The 16,778-nt window shown below is 71.4% G+C and carries 19 protein-coding genes and 1 pseudogene; 17 read left to right on the top strand and 3 right to left on the bottom strand.

Annotation, left to right across the window (positions count from 1 at the left end):
• Positions 1–121 precede the first annotated feature (121 nt).
• The 5 genes and pseudogenes from A5481_RS02905 to A5481_RS02890 all read left to right on the top strand — a co-directional run bounded on the left by A5481_RS02905 (position 122) and on the right by A5481_RS02890 (position 1,445).
• Positions 122–295, top strand: a complete 174-nt coding sequence (locus tag A5481_RS02905) for a DUF1328 domain-containing protein (protein WP_048437009.1) — start codon at positions 122–124, stop codon at positions 293–295.
• A 71-nt stretch (positions 296–366) separates the two neighbouring features.
• Positions 367–507, top strand: coding sequence for a hypothetical protein (locus A5481_RS35080; protein WP_245239176.1), 141 nt, complete (start codon positions 367–369; stop codon positions 505–507).
• Between the two features lie 12 nt (positions 508–519).
• Positions 520–774: pseudogene (locus tag A5481_RS35075) on the top strand (GNAT family N-acetyltransferase); the annotation flags it as partial.
• Between the two features lie 97 nt (positions 775–871).
• The gene (locus A5481_RS02895) at positions 872–1,138 is read left to right on the top strand and encodes a BrnT family toxin (protein WP_048437008.1); all 267 of its coding nucleotides are present in this window, start codon (positions 872–874) and stop codon (positions 1,136–1,138) included.
• Positions 1,125–1,445, top strand: a complete 321-nt coding sequence (locus A5481_RS02890; RefSeq protein WP_053082587.1) for a BrnA antitoxin family protein — start codon at positions 1,125–1,127, stop codon at positions 1,443–1,445. The genes A5481_RS02895 and A5481_RS02890 overlap by 14 nt, the downstream gene beginning before the upstream one ends.
• Positions 1,446–1,448: 3 nt before the next feature.
• On the opposite strand, the gene ccmB is transcribed toward A5481_RS02890, so the two are convergent.
• Together ccmB and ccmA are read right to left on the bottom strand one after the other, a co-directional pair.
• Positions 1,449–2,117 (bottom strand): heme exporter protein CcmB, encoded by a 669-nt coding sequence (gene ccmB, locus A5481_RS02885; protein WP_048437006.1) that lies wholly within the window; start codon positions 2,115–2,117, stop codon positions 1,449–1,451.
• Positions 2,117–2,764, bottom strand: a complete 648-nt coding sequence (gene ccmA / locus A5481_RS02880; RefSeq protein ID WP_048437005.1) for a heme ABC exporter ATP-binding protein CcmA — start codon at positions 2,762–2,764, stop codon at positions 2,117–2,119. Before ccmA ends, ccmB begins: the two co-directional genes overlap by 1 nt.
• A gap of 374 nt (positions 2,765–3,138) precedes the next feature.
• On the opposite strand from ccmA, the gene acnA reads away from it, so the two are divergent.
• From acnA to A5481_RS02835, 9 genes are all read left to right on the top strand, one after another.
• A complete protein-coding gene (gene acnA, locus A5481_RS02875) occupies positions 3,139–5,838 on the top strand; it encodes an aconitate hydratase AcnA (protein WP_048437004.1) in 2,700 nt (899 codons plus the stop codon).
• 149 nt (positions 5,839–5,987) lie between these two features.
• Entirely contained in the window at positions 5,988–6,293 is a 306-nt protein-coding gene (locus A5481_RS02870) for a hypothetical protein (protein ID WP_048437003.1), read from the top strand.
• 115 nt (positions 6,294–6,408) lie between these two features.
• A complete protein-coding gene (locus tag A5481_RS02865; protein ID WP_064503767.1) occupies positions 6,409–7,125 on the top strand; it encodes a hypothetical protein in 717 nt (238 codons plus the stop codon).
• Positions 7,126–7,390: 265 nt separating this feature from the next.
• Positions 7,391–7,603: a NepR family anti-sigma factor gene (locus tag A5481_RS02860; protein WP_064503766.1), complete on the top strand. Its 213-nt coding sequence runs from the start codon at positions 7,391–7,393 to the stop codon at positions 7,601–7,603.
• 171 nt (positions 7,604–7,774) lie between these two features.
• A complete protein-coding gene (locus A5481_RS02855; RefSeq protein ID WP_048436201.1) occupies positions 7,775–8,977 on the top strand; it encodes an alpha/beta hydrolase in 1,203 nt (400 codons plus the stop codon).
• A gap of 116 nt (positions 8,978–9,093) precedes the next feature.
• A complete protein-coding gene (locus A5481_RS02850) occupies positions 9,094–9,699 on the top strand; it encodes a glutathione S-transferase (RefSeq protein ID WP_048436202.1) in 606 nt (201 codons plus the stop codon).
• Between the two features lie 56 nt (positions 9,700–9,755).
• Positions 9,756–10,022: a hypothetical protein gene (locus A5481_RS02845; RefSeq protein WP_245239088.1), complete on the top strand. Its 267-nt coding sequence runs from the start codon at positions 9,756–9,758 to the stop codon at positions 10,020–10,022.
• Between the two features lie 116 nt (positions 10,023–10,138).
• Positions 10,139–10,927, top strand: coding sequence for an SDR family NAD(P)-dependent oxidoreductase (locus tag A5481_RS02840; protein ID WP_048436203.1), 789 nt, complete (start codon positions 10,139–10,141; stop codon positions 10,925–10,927).
• A 242-nt stretch (positions 10,928–11,169) separates the two neighbouring features.
• A complete protein-coding gene (locus A5481_RS02835; RefSeq protein WP_048436204.1) occupies positions 11,170–12,057 on the top strand; it encodes a DUF3313 domain-containing protein in 888 nt (295 codons plus the stop codon).
• A 123-nt stretch (positions 12,058–12,180) separates the two neighbouring features.
• Here the strand turns inward: A5481_RS02835 and A5481_RS02830 are convergent, their stop codons facing one another.
• Entirely contained in the window at positions 12,181–13,302 is a 1,122-nt protein-coding gene (locus A5481_RS02830; RefSeq protein ID WP_245239274.1) for an amidinotransferase, read from the bottom strand.
• Between the two features lie 376 nt (positions 13,303–13,678).
• Between A5481_RS02830 and A5481_RS02825 the strand changes: the two genes are divergently transcribed.
• The 3 genes from A5481_RS02825 (at position 13,679) to hpnI (ending at position 16,774) form a co-directional block, all read left to right on the top strand.
• Positions 13,679–14,770, top strand: a complete 1,092-nt coding sequence (locus A5481_RS02825; protein WP_064503765.1) for a lysylphosphatidylglycerol synthase domain-containing protein — start codon at positions 13,679–13,681, stop codon at positions 14,768–14,770.
• 4 nt (positions 14,771–14,774) lie between these two features.
• Positions 14,775–15,434, top strand: a complete 660-nt coding sequence (locus A5481_RS02820; RefSeq protein ID WP_082984888.1) for an MlaC/ttg2D family ABC transporter substrate-binding protein — start codon at positions 14,775–14,777, stop codon at positions 15,432–15,434.
• 155 nt (positions 15,435–15,589) lie between these two features.
• Entirely contained in the window at positions 15,590–16,774 is a 1,185-nt protein-coding gene (gene hpnI / locus A5481_RS02815; RefSeq protein WP_048435086.1) for a bacteriohopanetetrol glucosamine biosynthesis glycosyltransferase HpnI, read from the top strand.
• Positions 16,775–16,778 lie beyond the last annotated feature (4 nt).

The raw sequence follows: 16,778 nt of genomic DNA, 5'->3' as shown, positions 1-16,778 counted from the left end.
GCGCGGGCGCCGTCCGGAGCAATGCGGACGAACGGCGCAGACGGCCGCCGGGGCCGCGGAACGAAGCGTGGCGGTGGCGGTTATCGCTGCGACTTTTCGCTGCGACCGGAGTGCGCACGCCATGTTGAAATGGGCGATCATCTTCTTCGTGATCTCGCTGGTGGCCGGCGCGCTCGGCTTCACCAACGTCGCGTCGGGCGCCCGCGGCATCGCGCGGCTGCTGTTCGGCCTGTTCCTGGTGATCGCGGTAGTGATCGTGATCGCGGCGATCCTGATGGGGCAGGCGGTGTTCTAGACCTGTCGCGCTCCCCCGGCGCGCGGCGCCGGGGGAGCGTAGCGATGGGGTATTCGATACGCCCGGCGACGATGGACGATGCGGCGGAGATCAGCTGTGTCGTCCGGTCCGCGTTGCACGAGAGCAATGCGCGCGATTACGGTCCGGAGACCATCGCCCGGGTCGCCCGGGGCTTCACGCCGGACGGGATCGCCGCAACGATCCTGACGTGACGGGTCTTCGTCGCAACGGATCACGAACGGCTCCTCGGCACGGCGAGCCTGGACGGTGGTGTCGTGCGCGCCGTCTTCGTCGCGCCAGAGGCGCAGGGGTGCGGCATCGGCCGGGCGTTGATGGCGGAGGTCGAGCGGGCGGCCGAAGGCGCGGGCGTCGCGGCCCTGACCGCAATGGGCTTCTATGGCAGTCTCGGGTTCCGGACGGTGCGGGAGCACCACCATGGCGAGGAACGGACGATCGTCATGGAGCGGCCGCTAGGATAGCGGTGACCGGCATCCCTTGCATCCGACGTTGCGCCGGTTTGCCATCCCGTTATTCTCTGTATATACATAAATATCGAGGTTGCGCGCCACGAGGTTCATGTGGGGTGAGCCGAAACGGCAGGCGAACCTGAAGAAGCACGGCTTCGACTTGGCGGATTTCGAGGATGCGTTCAGCTTCGAGCGATTCATCACCCTCGATGCCGAACCGAGCAAAACCGGCAGGGTCCGGTTCAAGCTGATTGGTTCGTGGCACGATAACATCGTTGTCGTGGCGATCGTCTCGCCGCTTGGATCAGAGGCGATCGATATCGTCAGCGTCCGTCGCGCCAACGGGGATGAAAGAGCGCTCCATGTCATCGACTAAGCACGCGCCTGGATACGTTCCCAATCCTCTCTACTCTCAAGAGGATTGGGACGAAGTGTCTGATAATCCGCCGCTGACCGACGAGGAGCTGGCGCGCGCGCGTCCGGGAACCGGTAGCATGCCCGCCGAGATGGCGACAGCCTTCACGAGCCGCGCCGGCCGGCCGAAGGCGGACGCGAAGCGCGTACCGATCTCGCTGCGGATCGATCCGGACGTTCTGGAGACTTTCAAGGCAACCGGACCCGGTTGGCAGACTCGCATGCACGACGCGCTGGCCGAGGCCGCCCGGAAGCTGAAGGCAGCCTGAGCCCTACTCCCCCCACCGCAACGCCGCCGCCGCCGCCAGCGTCCCGACCACCCCGGCGACCAGGCTCAACGCCCCCAGGATCGCCAGCGGCGTCGTGAACGGCACCGTCCCGCTTAACGCCGCATCCGCCGCCGAGACGCCGAAGATCAGGGTCGGCACCATCAAGGGCAGCACCACCACGGCGAGGATCAGGCCGCCGCGGCGGATCGAGGCGGTGAGCGCCGCGCCGACGGCGCCGATGAAGGTCAGCGCCGGGGTGCCGACCAGCAGCGTCAGGCCGGTCGCCGCCATGCCGGTGGGGCTCAAGGCGACGAGGAGCCCGAACAAGGGCGTGGCGAGCGCCAGCGGCAGGCCGGTGGTGAGCCAGTGCGCCGTGACCTTGGCGAGCACCAGCAATTCCAAGGGCGCCGGGGCGCCGGCGAGGAGATCGAGGGAGCCGTCCTCCTCGTCGGCCTGGAACAGGCGGTCGAGGCCGATCAGGGTCGCCAGCACCGCGGCGATCCACAGGATGCCGGGGCCGATCCGGGCGAGCAGGTTGAGGTCGGGCCCGAGGCCGAACGGCACCAGGGCGACGATCATCAGGAAGAACACCAGGGACAGGGCCCCCGAACCGCCGATGCGGCCGGCGAGCCGCAGGTCGCGGGCGACCACCGCCAGGAAGGCGCGGCCCATCAGAACGCCTCCGCGAAGGGATCGGCGACCGGCTCGGACCGGGCGGTGCGGAAGGCTTCCACGGAGAGGTCCCGGGCATGGTCCAGGCCGAGCGCCTGGTGGGTGGCGGCGATGACGAGGCCGCCTCGCGCGAGGTGCTCGCGCATCAGGCCGGCGAGCGCGGCTTGCGAGGCGACGTCGAGGGCGGCGGTGGGCTCGTCGAGGAGCCAGAGCGGCCGGCGGCAGACGAGGAGCCGGGCGAGCGCCACCCGCCGGCGCTGGCCGGCCGAGAGATAGGCCACCGGCAGGCCCGCTGCATGGGCGAGGCCGAGCCGGGCCAGCGCCTCGCGGGGGGCGAGGTCGGCATTCCCCAGGAGGTCGCGGGCGAAGGCGAGGTTCTCCTCCGCCGTGAGCGCCCCTTTCAGCCCGTCGCGGTGGCCGACGACGTGGAGGCATTCGGGAATCGCGCGCTCGCCCACCTCCTCGGCCCGGAGCCGCCCGGCCTCGGGTCGCAGCCGCCCGGCGAGGATGGCGAGCAGCGACGACTTGCCGGCCCCGTTGCGGCCGGTGACGGTCAAGGCTTCGCCGGCCTCCAGGGTGAAGGAGAGCCCGGAAAAGAGGCGGCGGCCGGAGCGCCGGCAGGCGAGATCCTCGGCGATGAGGCGCAAGGGCAGGGGGCTCCAGCGAGGGGGGATGGACGGGGAGGGCGGTCCCGCGTTTACGCGATGCCTGCCCCGGCGAGAATGACCGATCGCGCGGCCGACAGACCCGTAGCGGCCAGTTTCGAAGTGTTCTATACGCATCCCCGGCTGCGCCGCGCGACCTTCAGAGGCGTCCAAACCGTCCTTCGCGCATCCCAGTCCGGGCACCCCCGGGGCGGCGCGCGCACCGTCCGATTCTCGGCCGAAAGGCGAGGGCGGGCGGCACACGGGTATTCCCTGCGTCAGCCAGGGCCAAACCCGCAGCGCATCCGGCCGAACACTTCTGAGTGGCGCAGGCCCTGCCTGTGCCGTGTTCGACAACCCCTCGCGAGGACCACGCCGTGGCATCCATCGACAGCTTCAAGGCCCGCCAGACCCTTCAGCTCGGCCAGAAGACCTACACCATCTATTCGATTCCCCAGGCCGAGACGAACGGCCTGCCGGATGCGAGCCGCCTGCCCTTCTCGATGAAGGTGCTGCTCGAGAACCTGCTGCGCTACGAGGACGACCGCTCGGTCCGCAAGGCCGACATCGAGGCCGTGGTCGGCTGGCTCGAGAACCGCGGCAAGACCGAGGTCGAGATCGCCTTCCGTCCCTCCCGCGTGCTGATGCAGGACTTCACCGGCGTGCCGGCGGTGGTCGATCTCGCGGCGATGCGCGACGCCATGGTGGCGCTCGGCGGCGACCCGCAGAAGATCAACCCGCTGGTCCCGGTCGACCTCGTCATCGACCACTCGGTCATCGTCGACGAGTTCGGCACCCCGAAGGCGCTGGCCGACAACGTCGCGCTCGAATACGAGCGCAACGGCGAGCGCTACACCTTCCTCAAGTGGGGCCAGTCGGCCTTCGACAACTTCTCGGTCGTGCCCCCGGGCACCGGCATCTGCCACCAGGTCAACCTCGAATACCTGTCGCAGACCGTGTGGACCAAGCCCTTCGAGGGCCATGAAGTCGCCTACCCGGATTCGCTCGTCGGCACCGACTCGCACACCACGATGGTCAACGGCCTGGCGGTGCTGGGCTGGGGCGTCGGCGGCATCGAGGCCGAGGCCGCGATGCTCGGCCAGCCGCTGTCGATGCTGATCCCCGAGGTCGTCGGCTTCAAGCTGTCGGGCAAGCTGCCCGAGGGCACCACCGCGACCGACCTCGTGCTCACCGTCACCCAGATGCTGCGCAAGAAGGGCGTGGTCGGCAAGTTCGTGGAGTTCTACGGCCCCGGCCTCGACGACATGTCGGTCGCCGACCGCGCCACGATCTCCAACATGGCGCCGGAATACGGCGCGACCTGCGGCTTCTTCCCGGTCGACCAGAAGACCATCGACTTCCTGAAGGTCACCGGCCGCGCCGACGACCGCATCGCCCTCGTCGAGGCCTATGCCAAGGCGCAAGGGATGTGGCGTGACGCGACCACCCCGGACCCGGTCTTCACCGACACGCTCGAGCTCGACATGGGCGACGTGAAGCCCTCGCTCGCCGGCCCGAAGCGTCCCCAGGACCGGGTGCTGCTCGACGGTGCCAAGACCGGCTTCGCCCAGTCGATGGAGACCGAGTTCAAGAAGGCGGCCGACATCGCCAAGCGCTATCCCGTCGAGGGCGCGAACTTCGACATCGGCCACGGCGACGTGGTGATCGCCGCGATCACGAGCTGCACCAACACCTCGAACCCGAGCGTGATGATCGGCGCGGGGCTGCTGGCCCGCAACGCCGTCGCCAAGGGCCTGCGCTCGAAGCCGTGGGTGAAGACCTCGCTCGCCCCCGGCTCCCAGGTGGTCGCCGAGTACCTGGACAAGGCCGGCCTGCAGCCGAGCCTCGACGCGCTCGGCTTCAACCTCGTCGGCTTCGGCTGCACCACCTGCATCGGCAATTCGGGCCCGCTGCCGGCGCCGATCTCGAAGTCGATCAACGACAACGACGTGGTGGCCGCCGCGGTGCTGTCGGGCAACCGCAACTTCGAGGGCCGGGTGAACCCCGACGTGCGGGCGAACTACCTCGCCTCGCCGCCGCTCGTCGTCGCCTACGCGCTCGCCGGCTCGATGCAGCTCGACCTGAGCAAGGACCCGCTCGGCACCGGCTCGGACGGGCAGCCGGTCTACCTGAAGGACATCTGGCCCTCGACCGCCGAGGTGCAGGAGTTCATCGAGGCCAACATCACCTCGGCCCTGTTCAAGTCGCGCTACGCCGACGTGTTCGGCGGCGACCAGAACTGGAAGGACGTCGAGGTCACCGAGGCCGAGACCTTCGCGTGGAACGGCGGCTCGACCTACGTCCAGAACCCGCCCTACTTCGTCGGGATGGAGAAGACCCCGAAGCCGGTGGAGGACGTGGTCGATGCCCGCATCCTCGGCCTGTTCCTCGACTCGATCACCACCGACCACATCTCGCCGGCCGGCAACATCCGGGCGGCGTCTCCGGCGGGCCACTACCTGCAGGAGCATCAGGTCCGGGTCCAGGACTTCAACCAGTACGGCACCCGCCGCGGCAACCACGAAGTCATGATGCGCGGCACCTTCGCCAACATCCGCATCAAGAACCAGATGGTGCGCGACGAGGCCGGCAACGTGGTCGAGGGCGGCTACACCCTGTACCAGCCGTCGGGCGAGCGGATGTTCATCTACGACGCCGCGATGCGCTACGAGCAGGAGGGCACCCCGCTGGTGGTGTTCGCCGGCAAGGAGTACGGCACCGGCTCCTCGCGCGACTGGGCGGCGAAGGGCACCAAGCTGCTCGGCGTCCGCGCCGTGATCGCCGAGAGCTTCGAGCGCATCCACCGCTCGAACCTCGTCGGCATGGGCGTGGTGCCGCTGGTGTTCCAGGGCGACGCCTCCTGGGACTCGCTCGGCCTGAAGGGCGACGAGACCGTGACGATCGAGGGCCTGGCCGGCGAGCTGAAGCCGCGCCAGACGCTCACCGCCAAGATCACCTCGGCCGACGGCTCGGTGAAGGAGGTCCCGCTGACCTGCCGCATCGATACGCTCGACGAGCTCGAGTACTTCCGCAACGGCGGCATCCTTCCTTACGTCCTGCGCCAGCTGGCGGCGTAAGGGCCGAGGTCGCCTCGACCCTCCGGGTCACCCCCGGAGGGTGGGGTTTCGCAATACCGAGAGCCCGTGACAGGCTCCCGGGAACCGCCGCCACGACGGGGGCCTTTCCGAGGGGAAGGGCCCCCGTCCCGTTCTCGGGAGAGCCCGCGATGAGCCCGGACGACAAGATCAACGGCCTGACCACGCTCTCGGCCCGCCACGGCGAGATGATCGCCCGGCTCTCCGAGGCGCAATCCGACGTCGCCGCCAAGCAGGTCGCCCTGCAGATGGCGGTGCGCTTCGTCGCCGGCATCCTGCGCGGCGTCGATTCCGACCATTACCGCCACCAGCTCGGCGGCTTCCTCGCCATGCTGGAGGACGCGCTGACCCGCGAGGATCCCGATTCCGACCTCGCCCGGCGGGTGCTCGACACCGTCAAGGCGACCCTCGAGCCGGAGGAGGCCGAGGAGGAATAGTCCCTCCGCGGGCGATCACGTCTGCGCGAGACGAATGTCCGGCGGCACCCGTGCGAACCATAACCGGGCGGGGCTCCCTGTCGTCGCGAGCCCCTTGTTCGCCCCCGGAGATCCCATGACCCTTCTCAGGACGATCGCGGCCGCAGGCCTGACGCTCGCCGCCGTCGCCCCCGCCCTGGCCGCGCCTCAGGTCGAGCGCCTGCGCGGCACGATCGAGCGCGTCGAGGGCGACAGCGTCACGATCCGTACCCGCGCCGGCGCGACCGAGACGGTGCATCTCGCCTCCGGGACGCGGGTGGCGCAGCTCGCCCCCGCGAGCCTCGATCAGGTGAAGGACGGCAGCTTCATCGGCACCGCCGCCAAGGCCGGGGACAAGCCCGGGGGCCCTCCGGTCGCCCTCGAGGTGCTGATCTTCCCCGAGGCGCTGCGCGGCTCCGGCGAGGGCCACTACCCCTGGGACCGCCTGCCGGACGGCGCCGCCGGCGGCCCGGTCGAGACGAGCATGACCAACGGCACGGTCAAGGCACCGGAGGTCGAGACGAGCATGACCAACGGCACCGTCAGGGCGCCGGAGGTCGAGACCACGATGACCAACGGCACCGTCGCGGGCGGCACGAGCGTGACCGGCGGCCGCACGATCACGGTGTCGTACAAGGGGCAGAGCCTCGCGGTCGCGGTGCCGCCGGGCACGCCGATCGTGATGCTGGAGCCCGCCGACCGCGCGGTGCTCAAGCCGGGCGCGAAGGTCTTCGCCGCGGCGGTGCGGGACGGCGATCGCCTCGAGGCGCGCAGCATCTCGGTCGGCAAGGATGGCCTGACGCCGCCGATGTGAGCGGCGCGTCCCCTCGACGTCGCGCGATCCCCGATCGCGCGACTCACAGGAAAATTCGATGACGGCCCCGTGCGGCGGAGCACGGGGCCGTACTTGTTCCGGGCGATTGCTCGAAAATCGGGCGCAACTGGCCTCCCGGACGCGCGTTGTTCATGTCGAGCCGGTCATCCGGCACAGTCGATCATCCGCGCGGGCGCGGCTCCGCGTCCCAAACCTTGACCCTTCTGCATGACGGAGCCGGGACCACGGTCCTGTAGATTGCGCCATGAAGCTGATTCCGAGCAATCACGCCGCGAGCTACGGCCAGACGCACACCACAGTATCGTCGCTGGCCGATGCCCTGCTGCTCGCCAAGCTCGGATACGACTTGCGGGCGATGTACACCGACGTCACCGACGAGCCGGTGCCGCAGGAACTCGACGGCCTGATCGCGCGCCTGCACACCGTGCTCGGCGACGAATCCGAGCGGCGCGGCTAGAACCTGCGCGAGGAGGATCGCCGTTCTTCCGGCTCTGCTCCCGGACCCTGGCGTGACTGTACCGCGGATGCGACAAGCCGGACGAACGCGCCGGCCCTGCGCGATCGCGCCTTGAGGTTGGGCGCGAAACAGTGTGGGGTGCGCCTCCCGAGCCGCCGAACCCCCAGCCGCATGCCCTCCCTTCCCCGCCTCCGCCTCGCCCTTCCGCTCGCCCTCGCCCTCGCGGTCCTGGGCGGCGTGCCCGGCGCAGGGGCCGCCACGCCCCCCGCCCAGCCGAAGGACGGGCCGGGCGGACAGGCCTACACCGCCGCGAGCGTGACGAAGCGGGCGCTGGGCCGGGCCGGCGCGGTGACCCTGGCCTATTACGGCAGCGGCGCCGCCCCCGCCCAGGGGCGGCCGGTCGTGGTGATGCTGCACGCCTGGGGGGCGGTGAACCCGCAGGCCTACGGCGCGTGGATCGAGCACCTCGCCCGCTCCGGTTCCCTCGTGCTGTTCCCGCGCTTCCAGGAGTTGAACCGCACCCGGCCGGCGGATGCGAGCGGCATCGCCGCCGGCCTCGTCAAGGATGCCCTGGCGGAGCTCGCCGCGGACCCCGAGGCCAAGCCCGACACGGGCCGCGTGGCGCTGCTCGGCCATCTCGCCGGCGTGCCGCTCGCCGCCAACCTCGCGGCGCACGCGAAGGAGACCGGCCTGCCGGTGCCGCGGCTGATCTTCGGCGCCATGCCGGGCGGCATCGCCCGGGACGACAAGGCCCGCGGCATCGCCCTGCACGACCTCAACGCCATCGACCCCGCGACGCTCATCGTCACGGTGATCGGCGACCGCGACGCCCGTGCCGCCGACATCGCCGCGCGGCGCGTGATGCGCGAGGCGAGCGCCGTGCCGGTCGACCACAAGCTGATGGTCCGGGCGCTCTCGGACGATCACGGCTTCCCGGCCCTCTCCGCCACCCTGGCCTCGCCCGCCGGCGGCAGCCCGGCCTACGACGTGGCGCAGCTCAAGCTGCCCGCCGCCGACCTGAAGCAGAAGCCGCCGCCGTTCAAGTGGTCCGCCGACATGGCGCTCACCGGCGAGCAGACCGTGCTGGTGGCCCAGATCAACGGCGCCGGCACCGACAGCCTCGACTACCTCGCCTTCTGGAAGACCTTCGACATGGCGGCGGCGGCTGCGTTCTCGGGCCAGAACGCCGCGAGCCTGAAGAGCAACCCGCGCTTCATCGACATGGAGCGCTGGAGCGACGGCTGGCCGGTGCGGCGGCTCAGCCTCGAGACCCCGCGCCCGCCGGCCCCGCCGAAGCCCGCCGCGACCAGCGCGGCGCCACCGCCGGCCGCCAAGCCGGGAGGAAAGCCGGTGGTGCCGGTGCGGGGGCATTGAACGGCTGCCCGCGGCGGTATCCCGCCCGCGACCTTCGGAACGGGGTCGCGATCCGGATGAGGCCGGCTTCCTCGATTGCCGGACACGGATAAAAACGACGAGACCGGAGGAAACCCATGAAGCTGTTCTACGCCAAGGCCTCGCCCTTCGTCCGCAAGGTGCTGGTCGTCGCCCACGAGCTCGGACAGTTCGAGCGGATCGAGCTGCTGACGGCCGCCGCCCACCCGATCAACCGGGATCCCGCCATCCGGGCGCAGAACCCCCTCGGGCAGGTGCCGACCCTGATCCTCGACGACGGCACCGCGCTCGCCGACAGCCGGGTGATCTGCGAGTACCTCGATCATCTCGGCGGCGGCGGCTTCTTCCCGGCTCCCGGCCCGGCGCGCTGGGCGGCGCTCGCCGCGCAGTCGACCGGCGACGGCCTGCTCGATGCGGCCCTGCTCTGCGTCTACGAGACCCGGGTCCGCCAGGAGGGCGAGCGCTCGCCGGCCTGGGTCGCCGGCCAGCGGGAGAAGATCGTCGACGCCCTCGCGCGGATCGAGACGGCGGCGCCGGGCTTCGGCGACCGGGTCGACATCGCCACCATCACGTATGGCTGCAGCCTCGGCTACCTCGACCTGCGCCTGCCCGATCTCGGCTGGCGCGAGCGCGCCCCGGCGGCGGCGGCGTGGTACGCGCGCTTCGCCGAGCGCCCGTCGATGCAGGCGACCCGGCCGGAGTGAGGCGCTGGCGCGGCTCTTGCTGCGCCGCTCCCTCCTCGACCGCGGGGGTGACGCCCATGCCCGACCTGTCCAGCCACGATCTCTCCGGCCACGAGCTGCCCACGACCGACCTGCGGAGGAGCGACTTCGTGGCGCTCCTCCTCGCCGCTCTGACCTTCTGCCTCGGCTACGGGGCGGCCGGTCTCGCCATCCGCCTGGCGATCCACCTCGATCTCGGCCACGCCCATCTGGGCGAGGGCAGCCTGGCGCAGGTCGTCCTCGCGCTGGCCGCCGGGATCGCGGCCTGGCGCCGGGCCCGCCTCGTACGCGCCGCCTGCCCCTGAGGCGAAAGGGACGGTCCGTCCGATCCATGCGGGCCGAGACTGGCGGCCCTGCTTTGTCGCCCGTTGCGCGGGGAGGGCGTTTCTCGCGACTCTCCCCCGGTCAGGGAGGCCGGGCCATGTCGACACGCCTGCTGAAGAAGGTCGCGATCGTGTTCGGGGCGGGCTCCGCCGGGACCGGGTGGGGCAACGGCAAGGCGGTGGCGGTCGCCTTCGCCCGGGAGGGCGCGAAGGTGATCTGCGTCGACCGGCTGCTCGCCGCCGCCGAGGAGACGGCGCAGATCATCGCCGAGGAGGGCAACGAGGCCGCGGCGCTCGGCGCCGACGTCACCGATTACGAGGCGGTGGCGGGTGCGGTCGCCGCCGGCGAGGCCCGCTTCGGCCGCATCGACATCCTGCACAACAATGTCGGCCTGCCCGAGGCCGGCGGGCCGGAGGACCTCGACGAGGAGACCTGGCGGCGGGCGATCGAAGTCAATGTCGGCGGGGTCTGGCGCACCTGCAAGGCGGTGCTGCCGGGGATGCGGGCCCGGCGCTCCGGCGCCGTGGTCAACATCTCGTCGGTCGCCTCCCTGCGCTGGGCCGGGGCGCCGGCCTTCGCCTATTCGGCCGCCAAGGCGGCGGTGAACCAGGCCACGGTCTCGGTGGCGATGCAGTATGCCCGCGACGGCATCCGGGCGAACGCGATCCTGCCGGGCCTTCTCGACACCACGATGGCCGACGAGTGCCGCGGGGCGGGCACGCTCGAGCCCGGCCGCGACCGCCGGGTGCCGCTCGGCCGCCTCGGCGAGGCCTGGGACATCGCCCACGCGGCGGTGTTCCTCGCGTCCGACGAGGCCCGCTTCATCACCGGCGTGTGCCTGCCGGTCGATGGCGGCCAGAGCTGCAGCATGGCGGCCCTCGCCTGAGCGCGGCCGGCAGGGACCTGACCTTCGGAAACAATGTGGCCGAAGCGTTACAGCCGCGGACCGAAGCGCGCGCGACCGCCAAGCTCGGCTTTCCGACCCGGGCGGCGAGGGTTAGGTTTCGGGACATAACGGTGCGGTGGGGGCCCGACGGGCCTCCTCCCCGCACCGCCGGAAGCCGGCCTCCGGGCGCCCCGCACGGGGAGCCCGGGGTACGGCTTCGCGCGACCCGGGAAAGCGACCGAATGCGGACGACACTCAAGGCTGCCTTGAACGCGCGGGCCGCCCGCCGCGTCGCGGCCGTGGCGGGGTTGGCGGCTCTGGCGGGCTGCGCCACGCCGGTCCTGACCCAGACCGGACTGCTGACGCGCTACGACCACCTGACCGCGAGCGAGGCCACCGCCACCAAGTCGCGGATCTTCATCGACAAGGCGGCGATGGCCGCGGTCCGGACCGTCCGCATCGTCCCGACCACCTTCACCGCGGCGGTCTCCGGCCCCGGCGTGACCGATCGGGAGCGCCGGGTCGTCGCCAACGCCGCCGACCGGGCGCTCTGCTACGAGCTGTCGCTGCGCTACGACGTGGTCTCGTCCGGCCCGGCCGACCTGACCGTGCGGGCCAACATCACCCGGGCCGGCCTCACCAACGTGCCGGCCTCCGGCGTCGCGGTCGGCGCCTCGGCGGCGATCACGATCGCCGCGCAGGTCGGCGTCGGCTTCGCCGACACGATCGGCAAGGTGCCGGTGCCGCGCCTGCCGATCGGGCTCGGCGACCTGACGGTCGAGGCCGAGGCCCTGGATGCGCGGCGCCAGCAGCGCGCCGCGATGGTCTGGGCCGGGGGCGCCAACTCCTTCACCAACCAGGCCCGCTTCTCGCCGGTCGCCGACATCTACGACCTCGCCGGCGATTTCGGCCAGGATTTCGGCTCCTACCTCGCCACCGGCGAGGACCCGTTCGAATCCGAGCTCACCATCCCGACCTACGAGCGCATCCGCGTGACGATGCTGGGCGAGATGCCCCGCGACCCCGATTGCCAGGCCTTCGGCCGGGCGCCCGGCGTCGACGGCATCATCGGCGATTCCTTCGGCCTGCCGCCGGACTGGACCGACAAGGGGCCGACGGCCGGGCGCTGACGCGCGGGGCGTTGCGCTGCAAGCAGGAAGGCCCCGAACGCGAAGAGGCCCGCCACCGATCGGTGGCGGGCCTCTTCGCGTCGCGGGATCCGGCCCGTCGGGGCGGGCCGGTCTCCCCGGTCCTTAGAAGTACGACTTCAGCGGGCCGCGCCGGCGCACGTCGAGCGTGGCGCAGTGGAACGAGCCGCCGAACGGGCCGTAGGACAGGAACGGCGTCGGGATCGGGTCGAAGCCCCAATCCTTGAGCGCCTTGATCAGCGTCGGCTGGCTCGCATCGACCACGATCTTCTTCTCGTCGATGGCGAGCACGTTGATCGAGGTCCAGGGCGAGCACATCGAGATCTTGCTCATGAAGCCCTCGACGGGGTCGGGGCGGGGCGCGATCAAGACGTCCCACTTCTTGAGCACCGCCGGCAGCTTCTCGACGTCGATGTAGTCGGGGTTGACCAGCACCTTGCCGGGGGCGAGCGGCATGAACGACGAATCGATGTGCATCGGCTGCGGGCAGCGGCTCTCGATCTCGTGGATGCGGAAGCCCGGCCCGAGGTGGCGGCGCAGCCACTCGATGCCCATCAGGTTGGTGACGTTCGAGCGGGTGACGAACAGGTCGCGGCCGCAGCGCACGAAGTCGGCGGCGTCGAAGACCGGCTCGAACTCGTTGACGGTGAACTGCATCGGCTCGCCGGCCTTCAGGTTCGGCACCCGGTAGTCGTAATTGTACAGCTCGTCGGTGAGCTGCGGCCGCGGCGCCGAGGTCCAGCGCGCGCCGGCCCGGAAATACTCCTTGAACAGCGAGCGGTAGGCATCGCCCTCGAAGTAGCGCGAGCGCCAGCACATCGGGCTCTCGATGATCTCGTCGCCGATCACCAGGTACGGGTCGCGCGGGCAGGCGACGCAGAAGCCGCGCGACGACCAGCGCGGCGCCTTGAACTTCTTCGAGAAGTCCACGGAGTCGGGACGGCGGATCTTCACGCCCTCGCCGGCCAGAATCTTGATGAAGCCGTCCAGCTCCTGTTGGGCCAGCTTCTTCATGAAGCCGGGATACTTCCAGCCGGAGGCGAGCCGGTAGAACGGCTGGGCGGCCCGCGGCAGGTTGAAGATCACCGTCAGGTGGTGGGTCGGGATCGTCGCGCCGTCGAGCGAGCCGACGATCACCTCCTCGAGGGGATCCCACTCGTTCCAGGCCATCACCGGCGATTGCGGCGCCGGCGCCCGGCCGGGCGCGCCGTCCGCGAACGACGTCATGTCGCGCGCGGCCACATCGTCGAGCGCGCCGCGCTCGGCCTCGAAGGTCGTCTCCCGGTCCATGCCTCGTCCATCCCCTGGCGGCCGTCACGCGCGGCCGTCTCTCGCGCGATCCCGAGCTCCGCCGGTCGAGGCCGGCGGGCAAGGAAGCTGCGCCATAACATAAGCTTGCGGCGATGCTTGGGCGGCGATGCTTTGGGCTGTCTCGCCGCGTCGGCGGGTCGTGCCGGTTTCGCCGGCACTGTGTCCGGCCGGTGATAGACAGCGCCCATCAAAGCTGCAACGTGCCGGGAGGCAACGGCGCTGCTTTGTTTCGTCCCCGTTGCCGGAATGGCGCGCCTCCCGGGGCCGCGGCCGCCGCGACAGAAAGAGGGTCATGAAGCGACTGACGACACTGGGCCTGATCGCCGGCCTGTGCACCGTGATCGGCCTGTTCGTCTCCTCGGGGCCGGAGGCGGTCGCCGCGGCCCTGTGGGCCTCGGGCTGGGGCGCCGTGCTGGTCGTCGTCGCGCGCGTCGTGGCGGTGGCCTGGGCCGGCCTTGGCTGGTGGGTGGTGTTCCCCCGCGGCGAGAGGCCGCTGCTGCGCGACTGCGTCAGCGTGCGCTTCGTGCGCGAGGGCGTCAACACGCTGCTCCCCGTGGCGCAGGTCGGCGGCGACCTGATCGGCGCGCGCCTGCTGACGTTGTTCCGGGTCCCGGGCGCGCTGTCGGGCGCCACCACCCTGGTCGACCTGATGATCCAGGCGCTGACGCAGTTCCTGTTCACGGTGGCCGGCCTCGGCATCCTGGTCGCCCTCGGCGGCGACGGGCCGATCGTGCACTATGTCGGCCTCGGCCTGATCGTCGCGGCGCCGGCCCTGGTGGCGTTCTACCTGGTGCAGCGCCGCTTCGGCCAGAGCCTGCTCCAGGCGGCGATCAACCGCTTCGCCGGCGGGCGCGAGTGGCGGATCTTCGGCGCCGTCGACGTGCTGTTCGAGCGCCTGCGCGGCCTCTACGCCGCCCGCGGCCGCATTGTCACCGCGATCGGCACGCACCTGTTCGGCTGGATCATCGGCACGCTCGAGGTCTGGATCGCGCTCCGCTTCATGGGCTACGAGGTCGGCTTCCTCGAGGCGATCGTGATCGAGAGCCTGGCCCAGGCCGTGCGCGGCGCCGCCTTCGCGGTGCCGGGCGCGCTCGGCGCGCAGGAGGGCGGGCTGATCGCGCTCTGCGCCGTGTTCGGCATCCCGGCCGAGGCGGCGCTCGCCCTGTCGCTGATCAAGCGCCTCGCCGACCTCGCGGTCGGGCTGCCGAGCCTGATGCTCTGGCACGCCATGGAGGACGGCAGGTCCGAGCCGGGAAGCCGCCCGGCGGCCGGCCTCGGCGCGGCCCTGCGGGCGCTCGTCCGCTCGCGCAGACCCCACGCGCGCAGGGCTCACGAGCCCGCCTTCGGCTACGCCGCGGCGCCCGCCGACGGCAAAGGAGAGTGACCTGGTGCAGACCCGACGCGACATCCTGCGCAGCCTGACGATCGCCGGCCTGGTGACGGCGGCCCTGCCGGCGCTCGCCCAGACCGCCACCCCCGCCACCCCCGCCGCCCCGGCGGGCGGGGAGGGCGATCCGGCGGTCGCCACCGTGCGGCGCATGACCGACGCCCTCGAGGCGGCGCTGAAGGCCGGCGACGTGCGCGCCCGGGCCGAGATCCTGTCCGGCCCGATGCAGCAGAATTTCGACCTGCCGGCGATGCTGCGCCTCGGCGTCGGCACCCGCTGGAAGGACATCCCGGCGGAGAAGCAGCAGGCGCTGATCGCCGCCTTCGGCCCCTACCTCACCGCGACCTACGCCACCCGGCTCAGCGCCGCCTCCGGCAGCAAGTTCGCCATCGACCCGAAGAGCGAGGCCCGTGGCTCCGGCCGCATCGTGCACGTCACGGTGACCGACGGCAGCGGCGACACCTCCCCGGTCGACTACGTGCTGAACGCCGACAACAAGATCACCGACGTCTACCTCCAGGGCACGGTCAGCGAGGCCGGCACCCTGCGCACCGGCTTCTCCGAGCCGCTGCAGGAGGGTGGCGCCGACGGGTTGCTCGCCCACCTGAAGACATCGACCGAGACGATGCTGGCGGCGCCGGCCCCCAAGGCCAAGCCCTGACCGCCCCCCGACGGCCCGCGAGGCCGTCGCCTGATGCCGGCGGGCGCGGGATCCTTCACGGGATCCTCACCGTCCGCCGGCAGCCTCGCCATCACAAGACAGCCCGCCGCGCCTGACAGCGCGGCCAACTTCCTGCCAGGGATCGCCGCCTCGCCATGGATTGGACCTGGATCTCCGCCCTGTTGCTCGTCCTGGCGCTCGCCGGATGCGTGTACGGCCTGACGACCGCCTGGCTCGCCGGGCGTCTCGCCCGCCGCCCGGTGCCGCGCCTCGCCCCCGATGCCGCCCGCCCGTCCGTGACCCTGCTCAAGCCGCTCTGCGGCGACGAGCCGAACCTGCACGCCAACCTCGCCACCTTCTGCCGCCAGGCCTATGCCGGCGCCGTCCAGGTGGTCTTCGGGGTGCAGAACGCCGCCGACCCGGCGATCGCCGTGGTGCACCGCCTCCAGGCCGAGCACCCGTCCCTGCGCATCGACCTCGTGATCGACGCCCGCCAGCACGGCGCGAACCGCAAGGTCTCGAACCTCATCAACATGGGCGGCCTGATCGCCCACGAGGTCGTGGTGCTCGCCGACAGCGACATGGTGGTGGCGCCCGACTACCTCGAGCGCATCGTCGCCGAGCTCGGCCGGCCGGGCGTGTCGGGCGTGACGTGCCTCTATCACGGCGTGCCGGCCAATCGCGGCGTGTGGGCCCATCTCTCGGCGCTGGCCATCGACACCCAGTTCCTGCCCAACGTCCTGATGGGCACGTCCCTGGGCCTCGCCGATCCGTGCTTCGGCTCGACCATCGCGTTCCGCACCGAGCTGCTGCCGCGGATCGGCGGCTTCGAGGCGATCCGCGACGACCTCGCCGACGACTACGCCCTCGGGGCGGCGCTGCGGGCGCAAGGCGGCATCGTGGCGATCCCGAGCTTCACCATCGGGCATACCTGCGTCGACACCTCGCTCGCCGGCCTGTGGCGCCACGAGACCCGGTGGAACCGCACCATCCGCAACCTCGACCCGGTGGGCTACGCCGGCACGCTGGTCACCCACGCCGTGCCGCTGGCGCTGATCGCGGCGCTGCTGCCGGATGCCGGCGTCTACACGCTCGCCACCGCGGCGCTGGCGCTCGCCTGCCGGATCGTGCTGTGCATGCGGATCGAGCGGGCCTTCGGCCTCGAGCCGCACCCCTACTGGCTGCTGCCGATCCGCGACCTCCTGTCCTTCGCCGGCTTCGCCTGGTGCTTCGTCTCCGGCGCCGTGACTTGGAAAGGTCATGATTATCGGGTCGTTGCGGATGGCACGCTGATCCCGGAATCCGGCCTCGCCCGCGAGTCCGGCGCTCCCTCGACTTGACGCA

Source organism: Methylobacterium platani (assembly GCF_001653715.1).
In the GTDB taxonomy this organism is placed as follows: Bacteria; Pseudomonadota; Alphaproteobacteria; order Rhizobiales; family Beijerinckiaceae; genus Methylobacterium; species Methylobacterium platani.
The sequence above is the reverse complement of the archived record's forward strand: the minus strand, read 5'-3'. Positions and strand labels throughout refer to the sequence as shown.

Bases quoted from the DNA above. Each gene is read 5' to 3' on its own strand.
- hpnI (WP_048435086.1), top strand. From the start codon at position 15,590: ATGGATTGGACCTGGATCTCCGCCCTGTTGCTCGTCCTGGCGCTCGCC.
- A5481_RS02855 (WP_048436201.1), top strand. From the start codon at position 7,775: ATGCCCTCCCTTCCCCGCCTCCGCCTCGCCCTTCCGCTCGCCCTCGCC.
- A5481_RS02905 (WP_048437009.1), top strand. From the start codon at position 122: ATGTTGAAATGGGCGATCATCTTCTTCGTGATCTCGCTGGTGGCCGGC.
- A5481_RS02850 (WP_048436202.1), top strand. From the start codon at position 9,094: ATGAAGCTGTTCTACGCCAAGGCCTCGCCCTTCGTCCGCAAGGTGCTG.
- A5481_RS02865 (WP_064503767.1), top strand. From the start codon at position 6,409: ATGACCCTTCTCAGGACGATCGCGGCCGCAGGCCTGACGCTCGCCGCC.
- ccmB (WP_048437006.1), bottom strand. From the start codon at position 2,117: ATGGGCCGCGCCTTCCTGGCGGTGGTCGCCCGCGACCTGCGGCTCGCC.
- A5481_RS02870 (WP_048437003.1), top strand. From the start codon at position 5,988: ATGAGCCCGGACGACAAGATCAACGGCCTGACCACGCTCTCGGCCCGC.
- A5481_RS02825 (WP_064503765.1), top strand. From the start codon at position 13,679: ATGAAGCGACTGACGACACTGGGCCTGATCGCCGGCCTGTGCACCGTG.
- A5481_RS02895 (WP_048437008.1), top strand. From the start codon at position 872: ATGTGGGGTGAGCCGAAACGGCAGGCGAACCTGAAGAAGCACGGCTTC.
- A5481_RS02860 (WP_064503766.1), top strand. From the start codon at position 7,391: ATGAAGCTGATTCCGAGCAATCACGCCGCGAGCTACGGCCAGACGCAC.
- A5481_RS02890 (WP_053082587.1), top strand. From the start codon at position 1,125: ATGTCATCGACTAAGCACGCGCCTGGATACGTTCCCAATCCTCTCTAC.
- A5481_RS35080 (WP_245239176.1), top strand. From the start codon at position 367: ATGGACGATGCGGCGGAGATCAGCTGTGTCGTCCGGTCCGCGTTGCAC.
- A5481_RS02835 (WP_048436204.1), top strand. From the start codon at position 11,170: ATGCGGACGACACTCAAGGCTGCCTTGAACGCGCGGGCCGCCCGCCGC.
- A5481_RS02840 (WP_048436203.1), top strand. From the start codon at position 10,139: ATGTCGACACGCCTGCTGAAGAAGGTCGCGATCGTGTTCGGGGCGGGC.
- A5481_RS02845 (WP_245239088.1), top strand. From the start codon at position 9,756: ATGCCCGACCTGTCCAGCCACGATCTCTCCGGCCACGAGCTGCCCACG.
- A5481_RS02830 (WP_245239274.1), bottom strand. From the start codon at position 13,302: ATGACGTCGTTCGCGGACGGCGCGCCCGGCCGGGCGCCGGCGCCGCAA.